Source organism: Brevundimonas sp. (assembly GCF_051858995.1).
Lineage (GTDB): Bacteria > Pseudomonadota > Alphaproteobacteria > Caulobacterales > Caulobacteraceae > Brevundimonas.
On sequence record NZ_JBHYGN010000001.1, the window covers coordinates 1 to 14,817 of the forward strand.

A 14,817-nucleotide genomic window follows, 5' to 3' on the forward strand; every position below is an offset into this window, starting at 1 on the left:
CTAGTGGCTAGTGGCTAGTGGCTAGTGGCTAGTGGCTAGTGGCTAGTGGCTAGTGTTTGCCAGCGGAAGGGCGGCGCAAGCGTTTCTGCTGCACACTGCCGGCCAGCCACTAGCCACTCGTCACCAGCCACTCGCGGCGCGCAACGCTGCGCCCGGCAAGGTTTGGTTAACTTTACGGCCCCAAGGCTGACGCAAAGCCCGGCGACGCTGGGTTCAGCGCCCGTGCGACTCGGGCGAACCGATCCCGGAGCCAGACCATGCACCGCCGCCACCTGATCCAGTCCGGCCTCGCCCTCGGCGCGACGTCCGCCCTCGGCGCCTGCGCCAGCACCGGCCCGAGCGATCCCAACTATCCGATCCGCTCGGACCAGACGGCCCCGGCCTACACCTCAGACGAACTGATCGCCGCCGGCTCGCGCGAGCTGGGCATCGCGGCCGAAGCCATCGGCGGCGCCATCGAGCGCATCTTCGCCGACCAGGGCGACCGCCCGACCGCCTATATCGCGGGCGAGGAAGCCGCCGGCGCCGTCGGCGTGGGCCTGCGCTACGGCCGCGGCGCCCTGCACATGAAGGACCTCTCGGCCTCGCAGGAAATCTTCTGGCAGGGCATCTCGATCGGCTGGGACATGGGCGGCAACGGCAGCCGGGTCTTCACCCTTGTCTACGGCCTGTACCACCCCGACATGATCTACCGCCGCTACCCCGGCGTGGAAGGCTCGGCCTACCTCGTGGGCGGCCTGGGCGTGAACTACCAGCGCGCCGACGGCATCGTCCTGGCCCCCATCCGCACCGGCGTCGGCCTGCGCCTCGGCGCCAACGTCGGCACCATGGCTTACAGCCGCCAGCGGAACATCCTGCCTTTCTAAGGAAGGGCGCTACCGCTCGCGACGCGGTCGCTCGCTGCTTGAGCGCAATCTGAAAACTGCCCCGCCCGGTTCGCCGCGCGGGGCTTTTCATTGGCGACCGCTAGCCCGCGATCATCGCCTCCAGCCCCTCGCGCCAGCCCGGATACCGCGGCCGCCAGCCCAGCTCCGCCTTGGCCTTGGCGTTCGAGAGCCGCTTGGAGTCGCGATAGAAGCGGCGCATGGCGTCTGACACCGACGGATCGTCCAGGTCGACTTCCGGCGGCAGGGGCAGGCCCAGCCGCTTCGCCGCGCCTTCGATGACGACGTCCGCCGCTGACGGTTCGTCGTCGCATAGGGTGTAGGCCGCGCCCGGATGGGGCCGCGCCATCGAGGCGAACAGGCCGCTTACGGCGTCGTCCACATGTACACGGTTGAAGATCTGGCCCGGCTTGCGGACGATCCGGGCTGTGCCGTCGCGCAGGCGATCCAGCGGCGAGCGTCCGGGGCCATAGAGGGCGGGTAGGCGGAACAGCTGGACCGTCAGCCCCATGCCCCGCCCGGCGTCCAGCCAGTCCCGCTCGGACCGGACACGACGCGCGCCCTCCAGAGAGGCCGCGTTCAGTTCGTCATCCTCGAAGGCCCAGCCGCCCGCGCGATCGCCATAGACCGCCGTGGACGAGACATAGCCGATCCAGTCGGGCCAGGCGCCCGAGGCGGTGATGGCGGGGACCAGGGCCTTCAGCCCGGGGCAACCGTAGGCGTCCGGCGGGGCGGTGATCAACAGGGCCGAGGCTCCGGCGACAGCGGCGGCCAGTGCCGCCTCATCCGCCGGATCGACCGCAGCGATCCCATCCGCCTCCAGCGCCGCGCGGGTGTCGGCGTCGCGCGAGGTGGCGACCGCCTTTCCGCCCCGGCGGATGGCCTCAAGCGCCGCGGCGCGGCCCAGCCAGCCGCCGCCGAAGACCAGCAGCGAAACGGGCGACAGGACGGCGTCGGGCATCAGACCTCAGGCGGAACGGGCGTGGGAGTCGGCGGCGGCGGCGGCGGTCGCAACCGTGACGCTTCCCGTCTTCAGCGCTTCGGCGCGCTTGCCGTTCCAGCTCGAGACGCACGGAATCTTGGACAGATCAGCGCGGCCGGCATAGCGGCGCGCCACCTCGGTCACATCCTGCATCAGGCCCTCGGCGAGGGTGATCGGCTTCAGCCCCAGTTCCTTGAACTGGTCATTGGCCACGACCAGCTCATTCTCGTCGGCTTCCTGACGCGGATTGGGGACGTTGTGGACCTCGGCCCCGGTCATGCCGGCGATCATGGCGGCCAGGTCCCGGACGCGGCGGCTCTCGGTCATCTGGTTGAGGATCTTCACCCGCTCGCCCGACTTGGGCGGGTTCTTCAGCGCCAGCTCGACGCAGCGGACGGTATCCTGGATATGGATGAAGGCCCGCGTCTGGCCGCCCGTGCCGTGCACCGTCAGCGGATAGCCGACCGCCGCCTGCATCAGGAAGCGGTTCAGCACCGTGCCGTAGTCGCCGTCATAGTCGAACCGGTTGATCAGCCGCTCGTCCTTGCGGGTCTCCTCGGTCTGGGCGCCCCAGACGATGCCCTGATGCAGGTCGGTGATCCGCACGCCGTCGTTCTTGGCGTAGAACTGGAACAGCAGGGCGTCCTGGGTCTTGGTCATATGGTAGATCGAGCCCGGGTTCGGCGGGAACAGGATCTCCTGCTCGGTTGGGCCGAAATCGGTGTCCACGGTGACCTTCAGATAGCCCTCGGGGATGCGCAGGCCGGCGGTCGTATAGCCATAGACCCCCATGGTGCCCAGGTGGGCCAGGTGGACATCCCGCCCGCTCTCCACGATGGCGGCCAGCAGGTGGTTGGTGGCGTTCAGATTGTTGTCGACCGTGTACAGCTTGTGCCGGGCGGTCTTCATCGAATAGGGCGCGGCGCGCTGTTCGGCGAAGTGGACGACGCTGTCGGGCGCCCAGTCCCTGATCAGGGCGACGAGGCGGTCGAACTCCTTGCCGACCGTCATGTTCACGAACTCGATGGTCTTGCCCGAGACCTCCTTCCACGCGGCGATACGCTCGCCCATGGTCCGGATCGGGGTCAGGGACTGGACCTCCAGCTCATTGTCGATGTTGCGGCGGCTCAGGTTGTCGACGACCAGCACGTCCCAGCCTCGAGCCGACAGGTGAAGCGCGGTCGGCCAGCCGCAGAAGCCGTCGCCGCCAAGAACCAGTACGCGCATAGTCTTCCCCGTCATTGCGTCTCGCCCTGCAGGAGCCTGATCGGTTGAGATGGAATCGCTTCGCGATCCATCGATGCCGTGAATCAGGCTCCAGAATTGTGCTGGAGCGAAATCTAAGTTCGGATGCGAAGTCATCCGAACCGATTTCGCTCTAGCCGAAGCCGGGCGACCGTCAAAGCGACGCCTTATCGCAGGTTCAACGCCGCGGGCGGGCTTTCCAGTCGGCGCGGGTCTGTCCCCAGGCCTCGACGGGCATCTCGGCGAAGGGCGGCGGCAACTGTGTCGGACCCAGATTGCGCGAGCCAAGCCGCTCGGCCAGCCGCTGCGACGGGGTATTGTCCGGGTCGATGCAGTGGATGAGGTCGTCCCAGCCCAGCACGTCGAAGGCGTAGTCCAGCGTCGCCGTGGCCGCCTCGAAGGCATAGCCCTTGCCCTGAGCGTCCGGGTGCAGGCCCCAGCCGACCTCATTGCCCGGCCAGCCGTGCGGACGCCACGGCCCGATCCGGCCCAGCCACAGGCCGGTGTCGCGCTCGATCACCGAGAACATGGCGATCCCGGTCAGGCTCCACGCTCCGGCCATGGACATGAACCCGCGCCACGCCGTCGCCGCGGGCTGGACACCGCCGATAAAGCGCGACGCCTCCGGATCGGCCATCATCTCGGCCCAGCGCGGGAAGTCCTCCATCACGATGGGACGCAGGATCAGGCGTTCGGTCTGCAGTAGCGATCCGGTCAAAGCAGATACTCCCGTTCGAGCTGATACTGGCTGCCGTCCGAGGTCAGGACGCTTGAATACAGACCAAAGCGATCCACGCGGATCGGCGGCGAGTGCAGCAGGTTATGGCCGGTGATCCAGGCGCCGACGCGGGCCGGATCGGTTTGGGGTTTCAGATGGGCCAGGGTCAGGTGGGGGCGGTATTCGCGACGCTCGATCTCGATCCGCGCCCGCTCGGCCGCCGAACGACAACGGCCCGCCAATATGTTCAGCCGCTCGCTGGGCGAGATCCCGGCCCAGATCGTGTGGCTGCGGTGCGCGTCGCCGAAAGCCCCGACACCGGTCAGCTCGATCTCGAACGCCCCGCCGGTCGCGGCGCGCTCCAGTTCGGCGGCCAGATCATCGGCGCGACGCTCGTCGATCTCGCCGTAGAAGGCCAGGGTGATGTGCAGTTGCTCCTCGCCGCGCCATTTGGCGCCGGGCAGGCCGGTTTGCCGACGCCTCAGCGTCTCGGCCACATCGTCAGGGACGGAAAGGGCGGTGAAGAGCCGGATCATGCGACCGTTGGTAGCGGCTCCAGCGCGCGGACCCAAGTCCGGTTTTCCTTGCGGAAGGGGCAGGTGCGACCGATATTTGCGTCAACGGTCGGGATTGCCCGACCCAAAGGAGGATCGAAACCGCGATGAGCGATTTCAGAAACGGATATTCCCTTCCGCAGACCGCCGACATGTCGGTGGACGCGGGCCTGCGCAGCTTCATGCTGGGCGTCTACAACAAGCTGGCCATCGGCCTCGCGGTCGCCGCCGCCCTGGCCTGGATCGTCGGCAATGTGCCTGCGGTCACCCAGCTACTCTATGTGCAGACCCCGACCGGTCTCAGCGTGACCCTGCTGGGCATGGTCGTCCAGTTCCTGCCGCTGGTGCTGATCTTCGGCTCGATGTTCTTCATGAAGAACCCGACGTCGGCGGGCACCAGCCTTCTGTACTGGGCCGTGGTCGCCTCGGTCGGCGCCTCGATCGGCTGGATCTTCCTGCTGTACACCTCGGGCAGCATCGTCTCGACCTTCCTGGTCACCTCCGCGGCGTTCGGCGGTCTCAGCCTGTACGGCTACACCACCAAGCGTGATCTGGGGCCGCTGGGCACCTTCCTGATCATGGGCGTCATCGGCCTGGTCCTGGCCTCGATCGTGAACATGTTCCTCGGTTCGAGCATGCTCTACTGGATCACGACCTACGCGGGCGTGCTCATCTTCTCGGGCCTGATCGCCTATGACACCCAGCGCCTGAAGATGACCTACTACACCCTCGGCGGCGACAAGAACGCCATGGGCGTGGCGACCAGCTACGGCGCCCTGAGCCTGTTCCTGGACTTCGTGAACCTGTTCATGTTCCTGCTGCGCATCATGGGCGGCAACCGGAACTAAGGCTTCAAGCAGCGAGCCGCCGCGCGGCGAGCGCTGGACCACTTCAAAGAGAAGGCCCCGGAGCGATCCGGGGCCTTTTTCTATTCGATGACGGTGAACTTGCGGCTGTCGAAGACCCGCAGCACCTGCGGCAGTTCGCGGCCCCGCTTCAGCACCACGCCACCCTCGCCGATGACGGCCCACTCGCCCTGCTTCAGGCGCAGGGCCGGGCGCTTTTCGATCCGGTAGGCAGGGGCGTCCCCCGAGCGGCGGAAGACCGCGAACTCGGCCACGTCCTTGTGGCCGACCATGGCGTAGTCGCGCCACTCGCCGGACGCGACCATGCGTCCGTAGACCCTCAGGATTTGATCCAGCTCGCGCCGGTCGAAGAAGACCGGGCCGGCCTGCGGCTGCGCGTCGGCGGCATCGTTCATGCTCTTAATCTAGGCCGCTGCGCGCCCGGCGCCAGTCCCCACGCGGGCAGGGAACAGCGTGTCCGGAACGCCGCAATGCGAAGAAATTGAACCGAACACGAAAACGCCTCCGTTCCGCCCATCGCCCGCCCCCTTGAGAGGCGACACCGGTCACATCGGCTCGTCGGAGTTCGGAACGGTTCCGGATCCTGAACAGCCCCCCCAGCCCCCTGGAATTGTTCCATTCAAGGGCTTCGGCGGGCCGATGCTTCCTCCAAAGCGAGACGCCCGCTCCGCCACCCTCCCCCCTCCGGCCGAGCGGGCGTTTTGCTGTCCGGAGCCAGGGGACGCCCCCCCCCCGAAGGGCGCCGAGTGAGGGCGTCAGGGCAGGGTGACGCGTTCTGTATCCCCGCCCCGCTCGACCGACAGGCGACGCTCGCCGGTCCCGTCCAGAGCCCGCGCCAGAGCCGACAGATCCGACACCGACCGCCCGTTGACCGAACGGATGACGTCTCCGGCCACCAGCCCGGCGGCGGCGGCGGGCGAACCGCCCTCGACTGCGAAGACCTGCAGGCCGCCCGACGGGCCGACGCGCACGCTGGCGCCACGCGCCAGAACGATATCGGCGCCGATCACCACCTGACGCTCGGCGCGCGGGGTGACGGTGAGGGTGGCGCGGCCTTCATGGCCGTCGCGCAGATAGACGACCTCGACCTGGGTCCCCGGCTCGGCGATGCCGATTGTCGCCTGGACGGTGCCGGCGTTGGAGACCGGGCGATTGCCGATGCGGGTGATGACGTCGCCGCGACGCAGGCCCGCGGCCTCGGCCGACGAGCCCGGGGTGACGTCCTCGACCACCGCGCCGCGCACGATGCCCAGACCAAAGGTCCGCGAGCGTTCGGCGTTCAGCGAGCCCAGGATGGCGCCCGTCACGCCGCGCTTCACCTCGCCATTGGCCCGCAGTTGCTCGACCACATACATCATGATCCGGCTCGGCACGGCGAACGCGATGCCGTCGTTGCCGCCGCCGCCACCCGACAGGATGGAGGTGTTGATGCCGATCAGCCGGCCCCGGCTGTCCAGCAGCGGTCCACCCGAGTTGCCCGAGTTCACCGCCGCGTCGGTCTGGATGTAGTCCTCGATCCGGTCGCCCATGCCCGAGCGGCCCAGACCCGAGATGACGCCCATGGTCAGGGTCTGGTCGAGGCCCAGCGGATAGCCGACCGCGAAGGCCAGGTCGCCGGTCCGCAGGCGGTCCGAGCTGGCCACCTCGATCTGAGACAGGCCGGGGGCGACGATCTTCAGCACCGCGATGTCGGTCGCCTTGTCGGCGCCGATCAGGACGGCGTCGAAGATGCGGCCGTCGGTCAGGTCGACGGTGTATTTCCGCCCGCCCTCGACCACATGGTTGTTGGTCACGACGATGCCTTCGGCGGCGTCGAGCACGGCGCCGGAGCCGCTGGCCATCGGGCGGGGCTCGTTGTCGCCCGAGCTGGGGCCGGTAGACTGGCCCAGGGTCGTCACCTGCACCACGGCGGGCAGGACCCGTTCCAGATCGGTGGCGAAGCTGAACACGCCGCGTTCGGTGTCATAGGGCAGGGGCAGCTGCGGTGCGGCGTCCTGGGCCCAGGCGGGGGCGCCGAGCAGCAGGGGCGCGGCCAAGGCCAGCGCCAGCACGGAGACTCCGCCGGTCCGGAAGATGGTGCGCCGCATACTGTATCCCTCGTTCTTCAACGAGGACCCTAGCGCGAGAAACGCGCCGTGACGACAGCCCCCGGACGGGCGTCATCAATCGTCATGACGGCGCCGTGGCGCTTGAGGATGGACCGCACGAAGGCCAGCCCCATGCCGTGGCTCTCGCGACCCTCGGCGGAGGCGGCGGCGACCGTGGCGGCATCGCCCTTGCCGTTCCCCCGGAACCCCGGCCCCTGATCCGCGACCGCGAAGGTGGGCCGCCCCTCCCCCGCCGAGACGGTCAGGGTCACCACCCCGCCGTCAGGCGAATATTTCACCGCATTGTCCACCAGATTGGCGGCGGCGCGTTGCAGCAGGCTGCGTACGCCCAGCACCTCGACCGGTTCGGCCTCGACCCGGATGGCGACACCGCGCAGTTCGGCCAGCGGCTCGTAGAGCTCGGCTGTCTGGGTCGCCAGGGCGTCCAGCCGGATCGGCTCGAACGACCAGGCCTCGCCGTCGCGCAGGGCCATGGCCTCGTTCATCGCCCGGGTCAGTTCGTTCAGATCGGCGTGGGCCTCGGCCACCAGCCGCTTCATCTCCGGCGTCCGGGCCGTCTCTTCCAGCTTCTCCAGCCGCGCCGTGGCCCGGGCCAGCGGCGTGCGGAAGTCGTGGGCCAACTGGTCGGCGGAATCGCGCAGCCAGGCCAGCAGCTCCTCCAGCCGGTCCAGGGTCCGGTTCACATGACCGGACAGCTCGGTCAGTTCGGGCGCCACCTCGGTCTCGGGGGCGCGCTCTGAGAAGTCGCCGACGGCGGCGCGATCCAGCGCCACGCTGACCCGGGCCACGGCGCTGGTCAGGCGACGGCGGGCGAAGGTGGCCGCCGTCAGGCCGATGGCCAGCAGCAGGACCCCGGCCCCGATCACGGCCGCCACGGCCCAGCCCCAGGCGTCGCCCGAGGCGTCCACGACCCGGCCCACGGCGATATCCAGCGCGCCCACCGAGCGCTTGACCACCACCACCTCGACCCCGCGCAGGGGGCACAGCACCCCGCGCCCCAGCCGTATCACATAGACGTCGTCGCCCAGACGCGGCGACCGCTCGCCCCGGATGGTCTCCAGCTCGGTCAGGCCGGCGGGTTTGCCCACCGGAGCGCGAATGAAGCGCACCCCCGCCCCGCCCCGACCGGTGCGGCAGGTCTCTTCCAGCGTCCGCGCCTCGCGCTCCCGCGCCGGGCCGTTCTGGAAGGCCGTCAGCCAGTTCGACAGATAGACCGCGTCAGCAGGCGTCAGGGCGTCCCCGGTCATGCCTTCCACGCCCAGCTTGGAGGCCATGGAGCCATAGTCGTCCAGCGCCGCCAGCGCCGCCTTCTCGCGCTGGTCCATGCGCACCGCCGCGCTGGTCACCGCCAGAGAGCCGCTCAGGGCCAGGGCAGAGAGCACGGCGATCCCCGCCGCCAGCTGGGTCGTGGTGCGCCGCCCCAGCCAGACCCTGACGCGGCGCAGCAAGCCGATCATCCGGTCCAGGCGGACAGGTCGCGGAACACCAGGCTCTGGCTGCGCGCGGAGACGATCAGCGGATGCAGGTCATCGCCCAGCTCGGGCGCCTGTTCCTTCAGCCGCCGCCGCAGGGCGCTGATCCGGGCGTCGATGATGTTGACGAAATTGTCGGGCAGGAAGGTCCACTCGACCCAGCACCGGTCCCACAGCATGGTCTTGGTCACCGGCTGGCCGCGCGCGGTCATCAGCTCGCAGACGATGGCGAACTCCAGCGGCGACAGGTCGATGGTCCGGGCGCCGGTCGGCAGCTCCAGCTTCACCGTCCGCGCCCCGAACGACAGGCGGATCGGCCCGTTGACCAGATCGGAGTTCACCGGCTTGGCCCGCCGCGCGGCGCGGCGCAGCTGGGCGGCGATCCGGGCCAGTAGCTCCTCGTCGCCCACCGGCTTGGCCACATAGTCGTCGGCGCCTTCCAGAAGGCCCTCGACCTTCTGCCGCTCGCCGCCCAGCGCGGTCAGCATCAGGGCCGGCGCATCCGCCGACGGCCCGGTCGAGGCGCGCAGCCGCTTCAGCGTCTCAAGCCCGTCCAGCCCGGCGGTCATGCGGTCGAGGATCAGCACGTCATAGGCTTTGCCCGCCGCAGCCTCGAGGGCTGCTTCGCCCCGGTCGACCCGGTCCACCGTCGCGAACCCGGCACGCAGCAGGCGCTCGGCGACGTGTTCGGACAGATCGGGATCGTCCTCCAGCAGCAAGGCGGCGCGGCCCGCAAAGACCTCGCGCAGCTGGGCGAAAGCATCCTCGCCCGCGATCACAGTCTCTCCGTCCATCAGCCGCCTCCCGTCGTCCGAACGATAGGAGGTTGAGGCGCAATGGCAATGCTCAGCCGTCCCAAGCGCCACCGTGCCCGCGCGTGCGAAGGAGAGAGCCTGATTTTTCCTGATCGACACCAGTTGGCGCCACAAGGACAGCCGCCGCCCCTCCCACGCTCAAGCAGCGAGCCGCCGCGCGGCGAGCGTTAGCGCCCTAGAATGCGCTCAAGCAGCGAGGCTCCGCGAGCCGAGCGTTAGCGCGGCGCGAAGCCCCCTTCCTAGAAAGCGCTTTCACCCGTGATCGCCCGGCCCAGAATCAGGGCGTGGACGTCGTGGGCGCCCTCGTAGGTGTTGACGGTCTCGAGGTTCATCGCATGGCGCATCACATGCAGCTCGCCGGTGATGCCCGCGCCGCCGTGCATGTCGCGGGCCTCCCGGGCGATGGCCAGGGCCTTGCCGCAGTTGTTGCGCTTCATCATCGAGATGGCTTCCGGGCACCAATCGCCGTTGTCCAGTCGACGGCCCAGCGCCAGCGCGCCCTCGAAGCCGAGGAAGATTTCGGTCTGCATGTCGGCCAGCTTCTTCTGCACCAGCTGACGCGAGGACAGCGGACGGCCGAACAGCATGCGCTCGGCGACATAGTCGCGGGTGGCGTGGAAACAGAACTCGGCGGCGCCCATCGCGCCCCACGAAATGCCGTAACGCGCCTTGTTCAGGCAGGAGAACGGCCCGCGCAGGCCCTTCACGTTCGGCAGCAGGTTCTCTTCCGGCACGAAGACGTCGTTCAGGCCGATGTCGCCGGTGATGGAGGCGCGGAGCGACAGCTTGTCGCCGATCTTGTCGGTGGTGAAGCCGTCCATGCCGCGCTCGACGATGAAGCCGCGAATGACGTCATCCAGCTTGGCCCAGACGACGGCGAGGTCCGAGATCGGGGAATTGGTGATCCAGTATTTGGCGCCGTTCAGGCGGTAGCCGCCGTCGACCTTGACCGCCTTGGTCTTCATCGAGGCCGGGTCGGACCCCCCGTCCGCCTCGGTCAGGCCGAAACAGCCGATCAGTTCACCCGCCGCCATACGGGGCAGGAAGCGCATCTTCTGTTCTTCCGAGCCGAAGGCGTAGATCGGGTACATGGCCAGCGACGACTGCACCGACATGGCCGAGCGGTAGCCCGAATCGACCGCCTCGATCTCGCGCGCGATCAGGCCGTAGGCGACGTGGCTGGCGCCCGCGCCACCGTACTGTTCCGGCAGGGTGGCGCCCAGGAAGCCCATCTCGCCCATCTCGGTCATGATCGAGCGGTCAAAGGTCTCGTCGCGGAAGGCGGCGACCACGCGCGGCAGCAGTTTCTCGCGGGCATAGGCCCGCGCCGCGTCCTGGATCATCCGCTCGTCGTCGGTAAGGCGGCCGTCCAGATCCAGCGGGTCTTCCCAGCGGAAGGTCTTTTGGGTGGTCGAGCCGTCGGCCATGATCGTGTTTCCTGTCGGTGCGGGGTTCAGGCGATCGTGAGCATCCGTGACGATCAGCCCCCTGTTCTGACGCGCGGTTTAGGCCAGAATAGCGCTCGCGGGTAGAGGGACGGCCCGCGACATGTCAGGGTGGGGACCATGATGCGCACGCTGAATCGCCTGTTCGCCGATCACCCTCGTGAAGTGGGCGAGAGCTATTTCCAGCATATGGGCCAGGCCTTCGGCTTCGGCTTCAAGCTGGCGCGTCTGTCCGCCTGCGCCTTCGCCCACGCCTTCGTGCCGGGCGTCCACAAGGCAACGGTCTCCAACGAGATCAAATGCATGGCCCGCGAAATGGGCGGTCGCGCGGATGAAGCCCGCGAATGCCGCATGCGCGACGCGGGCGTCTGGGACGTGGGGCTCTGAGTGGCGAGTGGCGAGTGAAGCTGTAGGACGGTAGAGCCTTCCTCTGCCAACCCTGTTCGCAGGACATTCCCTTGCTCGCCACTCGCCACTCGCCACTCGCCACTCCCCCCGGCCCCCTCTCCGGCGTTCGCGTTCTCGATCTCAGCCGCGTCCTGGCCGGTCCCTGGGCCACCCAGACGCTCGCCGACCTCGGCGCCGAGGTGATCAAGATCGAACGGCCGGGCGTCGGCGACGACACCCGTCAGTGGGGCCCGCCCTTCACCACCAGGGCCGACGGATCGAAGGGCGACGCCGCCTATTTCCTGTGCGCCAACCGGGGCAAGAAGTCGGTCGAGCTGGATATCGCCAGCCCTGAGGGCGCCGCCGCCGTGCGCGAACTGGCCCAGACCTGCGACGTGGTGGTTGAGAACTTCAAGACCGGCGGCCTGCGCAAATACGGCCTCGACTACGCGGGGCTGTCAGCGATCAATCCGAAGCTGGTTTACTGCTCCATCACCGGCTTCGGTCAGGACGGGCCGGACGCCCACCGGGCGGGCTATGACTATATGATCCAGGCCATGGGTGGCCTCATGTCCGTCACTGGCCAGCCGGACGGAGCCCCCGGCGCCGAGCCGATGAAGGTCGGGGTGGCGGTCGTGGACCTGTTCACCGGCCTGTACGCCTCCAACGCCATCATGGCCGCCCTGTTGCACGCCCGCGCGAGCGGAGAGGGACAGCACATCGACATCGCCCTGTTCGACGTGCAGGCGGCCATGCTGGCCAATCAGGCGGCGAACTACTTTGTCTCCGGCAAGGCGCCGACGCGGATGGGCAACGCCCACCCCAACCTGGCCCCCTACCAGCCCTTCCCGTGCAGCGACGGCATGGTGGTGATCGCGGTCGGCAATGACGGCCAGTATCGCGCCCTGTGCCTGGCGCTGGGGGTCGAAAGCCTCGGGACCGATGCACGCTTCGCCACCAACGCCCAGCGGGTCGCGCATCGCGAGGACCTGACCCCCGCTCTTTCGGCCCTGACCGGCAAGCACAGCATGAAGGCCCTGATGGCCATGCTGGAGGCGGCGGGCGTCCCCTGCGGCCCGGTCAACACCATCGATCAGGTGTTCGAGGAGCCGCAGGCCATGCATCGCGGGCTGGAAGTGCGTCAGACCCGCGCAGATCTCGACGGCCCGGTCCGAACCGTCGCCTCTCCGATCCGGATGTCGAAAACGCCCGTCGCCTACGACCGCGCGCCGCCCGCGCTGGGCGCGGATACGGATGAGGTTCTGGGTGCGCTGAAGGGCTAGCCGCCGGGCTACATGCAGACCCAGTCATCATAAGGCACCGGCGCAGACTCCCACCCCGTCAGGGTCAACAAGATGCCCAATCCCACGGCGACGACGAAGAGAACCGGCCCCAGCCCACGCGCCGGGCCTGAGCGCGCGGCCGGAGCCTCCTCCGGCTCGTCCTCAATCTGCTCGTCGCCGGCGCGCAGACTGTTCAGCAGAACGCGGGCGGCGGCCGCCTGATTGTCCGGCACCGAAAGCCCCACTCCGCCCAGCGCAAGCAGCGCCAGCGTATTGATCTTGGCATGCTCCGCCCCGCCCAGCACCGGGTCATAGCCGTCCGCGCGGAGACGCGCGGCGGCGATCTCGGCTTCGTACACATCAGAGAAACGGGCGATCTCGGTCAGGTCCATCACCTCCAGATAGTGATGGTCGCCGTCCCGGCCAGTCGCCACCGGAATTGAAAACGGCGGTCGCCCGTCGACGACCGCCGCTTCCGTTCAGTCCGAAGACCGGCCTTACAGGTCCAGCAGCGCCCGCGCCGGGTCTTCCAGCAGTTCCTTGACGCGAACCAGGAAGGTCACGGCTTCCTTGCCGTCGACGATGCGGTGGTCGTAGCTCAGGGCGATGTACATCATCGGGCGGATCTTCACCTCGCCGTTGATTGCCATCGGACGCTGCACGATGTTGTGCATGCCCAGGATGCCCGACTGCGGCGCGTTCAGGATCGGCGTCGACATCAGCGAGCCGTAGGTGCCGCCGTTGGTGATGGTGAAGGTGCCGCCCTGCAGCTGGTCCAGGGTCAGGCTGCCGTCACGGGCAGCCTTGCCGAGCGCGCCGATGCCCCTCTCGATACCGGCCAGCGACAGGGTGTCGGCGTCACGCAGGACCGGAACCACCAGACCCTTGTCGGTGCCGACGGCGACGCCGATGTCGTAGTGGTTCTTGTAGATGATGTCGGTGCCGTCGATCTCGGCGTTGACCGCCGGGATCTCGTGCAGGGCCGCGACGACCGCCTTGGTGAAGAAGGACATGAAGCCCAGCTTCACGCCGTGGCGCTTCTCGAACACGTCCTTGTACTGGGCGCGCAGGGCCATGACGTTGGTCATGTCCACCTCGTTGAAGGTGGTCAGCTGGGCGGCCGTGTTCTGCGATTCCTTCAGGCGACGGGCGATGGTCTGACGCAGGCGCGTCATCTTCACCCGCTCCTCGCGCGGCTGGTCGGCGCGCGGAGCCGCCGGGGCGGCGGCCGGAGCCGGAGCCGCGGTCGGGGCGGCGGCGCCGATGGCGGCCAGAGCGTCACCCTTGGTGATGTTGCCCTTCGGACCCGTGGCGGCGATGGCTTTCGGGTCGAGGTTGTTCTCGGTGACCACGCGCTGGACCGCCGGCGACAGGTGCGGCGCGTCCGAGGTGATCTGGGCCGAACCGGCGTTGGCCGAGGCGGCGGCCGGGGCGGGAGCAGCGGCGGCGGCAGCGCCCGAAGCCGCGATGCTGCCGATCTGCTGGTTCGGGGTTACGGTCGCGCCCGCATCGGCCAGGATGGTCAGCACGCCCGCGGCCGGAGCCGAGACTTCCACGGCGACCTTGTCGGTCTCGATCTCGACCAGCAGTTCGTCCTTGGCGACGGTGTCGCCCGACTTCTTCAGCCAGGTCCCCATCGAGCCTTCGGCGACGCTTTCGCCCATGGTCGGAACATTGATGGCGACCGCGTCACCGCCCGAGGCTGCGGGGGCGGCAGCGGGCGCTTCGGCGGCGGCCGGAGCAGCCGGAGCAGCTTCAGCCTTCGGCGCGGCCGGGGCGGCGGCGGCTCCGCCTTCCGACACCACGCCCAGCACGGCGTTCGGGGTCACGGTCTCGCCCTCGGCGAACTTGATCTCGGCCAGCATGCCGTCCGACGGCGACACGACTTCCAGCGAGACCTTGTCGGTCTCCAGCTCCACCAGAACCTCGTCCTTCTTCACCGGATCACCGGCCTTCTTCGTCCACTTGCCGATGGTGGCTTCGGTGACGGATTCGCCGAGGGCGGGGGTGAGGATGTCGGCCATGGTCGGGTCCGGTTCTCTTCTGGTGCGGTCAGTT

The 14,817-nt window shown here is 68.7% G+C and carries 15 protein-coding genes; 4 read left to right on the forward strand and 11 right to left on the reverse strand.

Annotation, left to right across the window (positions count from 1 at the left end; genetic code table 11):
• The first annotated feature begins 257 nt into the window (after positions 1 to 257).
• Positions 258 to 866, forward strand: a complete 609-nt coding sequence (locus tag ACTIEF_RS00005) for a DUF1134 domain-containing protein (protein ID WP_439470128.1) — start codon at positions 258 to 260, stop codon at positions 864 to 866.
• A 100-nt stretch (positions 867 to 966) separates the two neighbouring features.
• On the opposite strand, the gene ACTIEF_RS00010 is transcribed toward ACTIEF_RS00005, so the two are convergent.
• The 4 genes from ACTIEF_RS00010 to thpR all read right to left on the reverse strand — a co-directional run bounded on the left by ACTIEF_RS00010 (position 967) and on the right by thpR (position 4,365).
• Positions 967 to 1,845, reverse strand: a complete 879-nt coding sequence (locus tag ACTIEF_RS00010) for an SDR family NAD(P)-dependent oxidoreductase (protein ID WP_439470129.1) — start codon at positions 1,843 to 1,845, stop codon at positions 967 to 969.
• 6 nt (positions 1,846 to 1,851) lie between these two features.
• The gene (locus ACTIEF_RS00015) at positions 1,852 to 3,108 is read right to left on the reverse strand and encodes an NAD-dependent epimerase/dehydratase family protein (protein ID WP_439470130.1); all 1,257 of its coding nucleotides are present in this window, start codon (positions 3,106 to 3,108) and stop codon (positions 1,852 to 1,854) included.
• A gap of 181 nt (positions 3,109 to 3,289) precedes the next feature.
• Entirely contained in the window at positions 3,290 to 3,829 is a 540-nt protein-coding gene (locus tag ACTIEF_RS00020; protein WP_439470131.1) for a GNAT family N-acetyltransferase, read from the reverse strand.
• Positions 3,826 to 4,365: an RNA 2',3'-cyclic phosphodiesterase gene (thpR, locus tag ACTIEF_RS00025; protein ID WP_439470132.1), complete on the reverse strand. Its 540-nt coding sequence runs from the start codon at positions 4,363 to 4,365 to the stop codon at positions 3,826 to 3,828. Before thpR ends, ACTIEF_RS00020 begins: the two co-directional genes overlap by 4 nt.
• Before the next feature lie 125 nt (positions 4,366 to 4,490).
• Here thpR and ACTIEF_RS00030 point away from each other — a divergent pair, with 125 nt between their 5' ends.
• Positions 4,491 to 5,231 (forward strand): Bax inhibitor-1/YccA family protein, encoded by a 741-nt coding sequence (locus tag ACTIEF_RS00030; RefSeq protein ID WP_439470133.1) that lies wholly within the window; start codon positions 4,491 to 4,493, stop codon positions 5,229 to 5,231.
• A gap of 80 nt (positions 5,232 to 5,311) precedes the next feature.
• On the opposite strand, the gene ACTIEF_RS00035 is transcribed toward ACTIEF_RS00030, so the two are convergent.
• The 5 genes from ACTIEF_RS00035 to ACTIEF_RS00055 all read right to left on the reverse strand — a co-directional run bounded on the left by ACTIEF_RS00035 (position 5,312) and on the right by ACTIEF_RS00055 (position 11,071).
• Entirely contained in the window at positions 5,312 to 5,644 is a 333-nt protein-coding gene (locus ACTIEF_RS00035; protein ID WP_439470134.1) for a DUF2794 domain-containing protein, read from the reverse strand.
• A 360-nt stretch (positions 5,645 to 6,004) separates the two neighbouring features.
• Complete coding sequence (locus ACTIEF_RS00040; RefSeq protein ID WP_439470135.1) at positions 6,005 to 7,336, reverse strand: trypsin-like peptidase domain-containing protein; 1,332 nt, start codon at positions 7,334 to 7,336, stop codon at positions 6,005 to 6,007.
• A 29-nt stretch (positions 7,337 to 7,365) separates the two neighbouring features.
• Entirely contained in the window at positions 7,366 to 8,805 is a 1,440-nt protein-coding gene (locus tag ACTIEF_RS00045; protein ID WP_439470136.1) for a sensor histidine kinase, read from the reverse strand.
• A gap of 5 nt (positions 8,806 to 8,810) precedes the next feature.
• Positions 8,811 to 9,623, reverse strand: coding sequence for a response regulator transcription factor (locus ACTIEF_RS00050; RefSeq protein WP_439470137.1), 813 nt, complete (start codon positions 9,621 to 9,623; stop codon positions 8,811 to 8,813).
• A 260-nt stretch (positions 9,624 to 9,883) separates the two neighbouring features.
• A complete protein-coding gene (locus ACTIEF_RS00055; protein ID WP_439470138.1) occupies positions 9,884 to 11,071 on the reverse strand; it encodes an acyl-CoA dehydrogenase in 1,188 nt (395 codons plus the stop codon).
• A gap of 141 nt (positions 11,072 to 11,212) precedes the next feature.
• Here ACTIEF_RS00055 and ACTIEF_RS00060 point away from each other — a divergent pair, with 141 nt between their 5' ends.
• Together ACTIEF_RS00060 and ACTIEF_RS00065 are read left to right on the forward strand one after the other, a co-directional pair.
• The gene (locus ACTIEF_RS00060) at positions 11,213 to 11,476 is read left to right on the forward strand and encodes a DUF6356 family protein (RefSeq protein ID WP_439470139.1); all 264 of its coding nucleotides are present in this window, start codon (positions 11,213 to 11,215) and stop codon (positions 11,474 to 11,476) included.
• Between the two features lie 71 nt (positions 11,477 to 11,547).
• Positions 11,548 to 12,759, forward strand: coding sequence for a CaiB/BaiF CoA transferase family protein (locus ACTIEF_RS00065; RefSeq protein WP_439470140.1), 1,212 nt, complete (start codon positions 11,548 to 11,550; stop codon positions 12,757 to 12,759).
• 8 nt (positions 12,760 to 12,767) lie between these two features.
• Here the strand turns inward: ACTIEF_RS00065 and ACTIEF_RS00070 are convergent, their stop codons facing one another.
• Positions 12,768 to 13,151 carry a hypothetical protein gene (locus ACTIEF_RS00070; protein ID WP_439470141.1) on the reverse strand — a complete coding sequence of 128 codons (384 nt, stop codon included), beginning with the start codon at positions 13,149 to 13,151 and terminating at the stop codon, positions 12,768 to 12,770.
• A 105-nt stretch (positions 13,152 to 13,256) separates the two neighbouring features.
• Complete coding sequence (gene odhB / locus ACTIEF_RS00075; RefSeq protein WP_439470142.1) at positions 13,257 to 14,783, reverse strand: 2-oxoglutarate dehydrogenase complex dihydrolipoyllysine-residue succinyltransferase; 1,527 nt, start codon at positions 14,781 to 14,783, stop codon at positions 13,257 to 13,259.
• Positions 14,784 to 14,817: the final 34 nt, after the last annotated feature.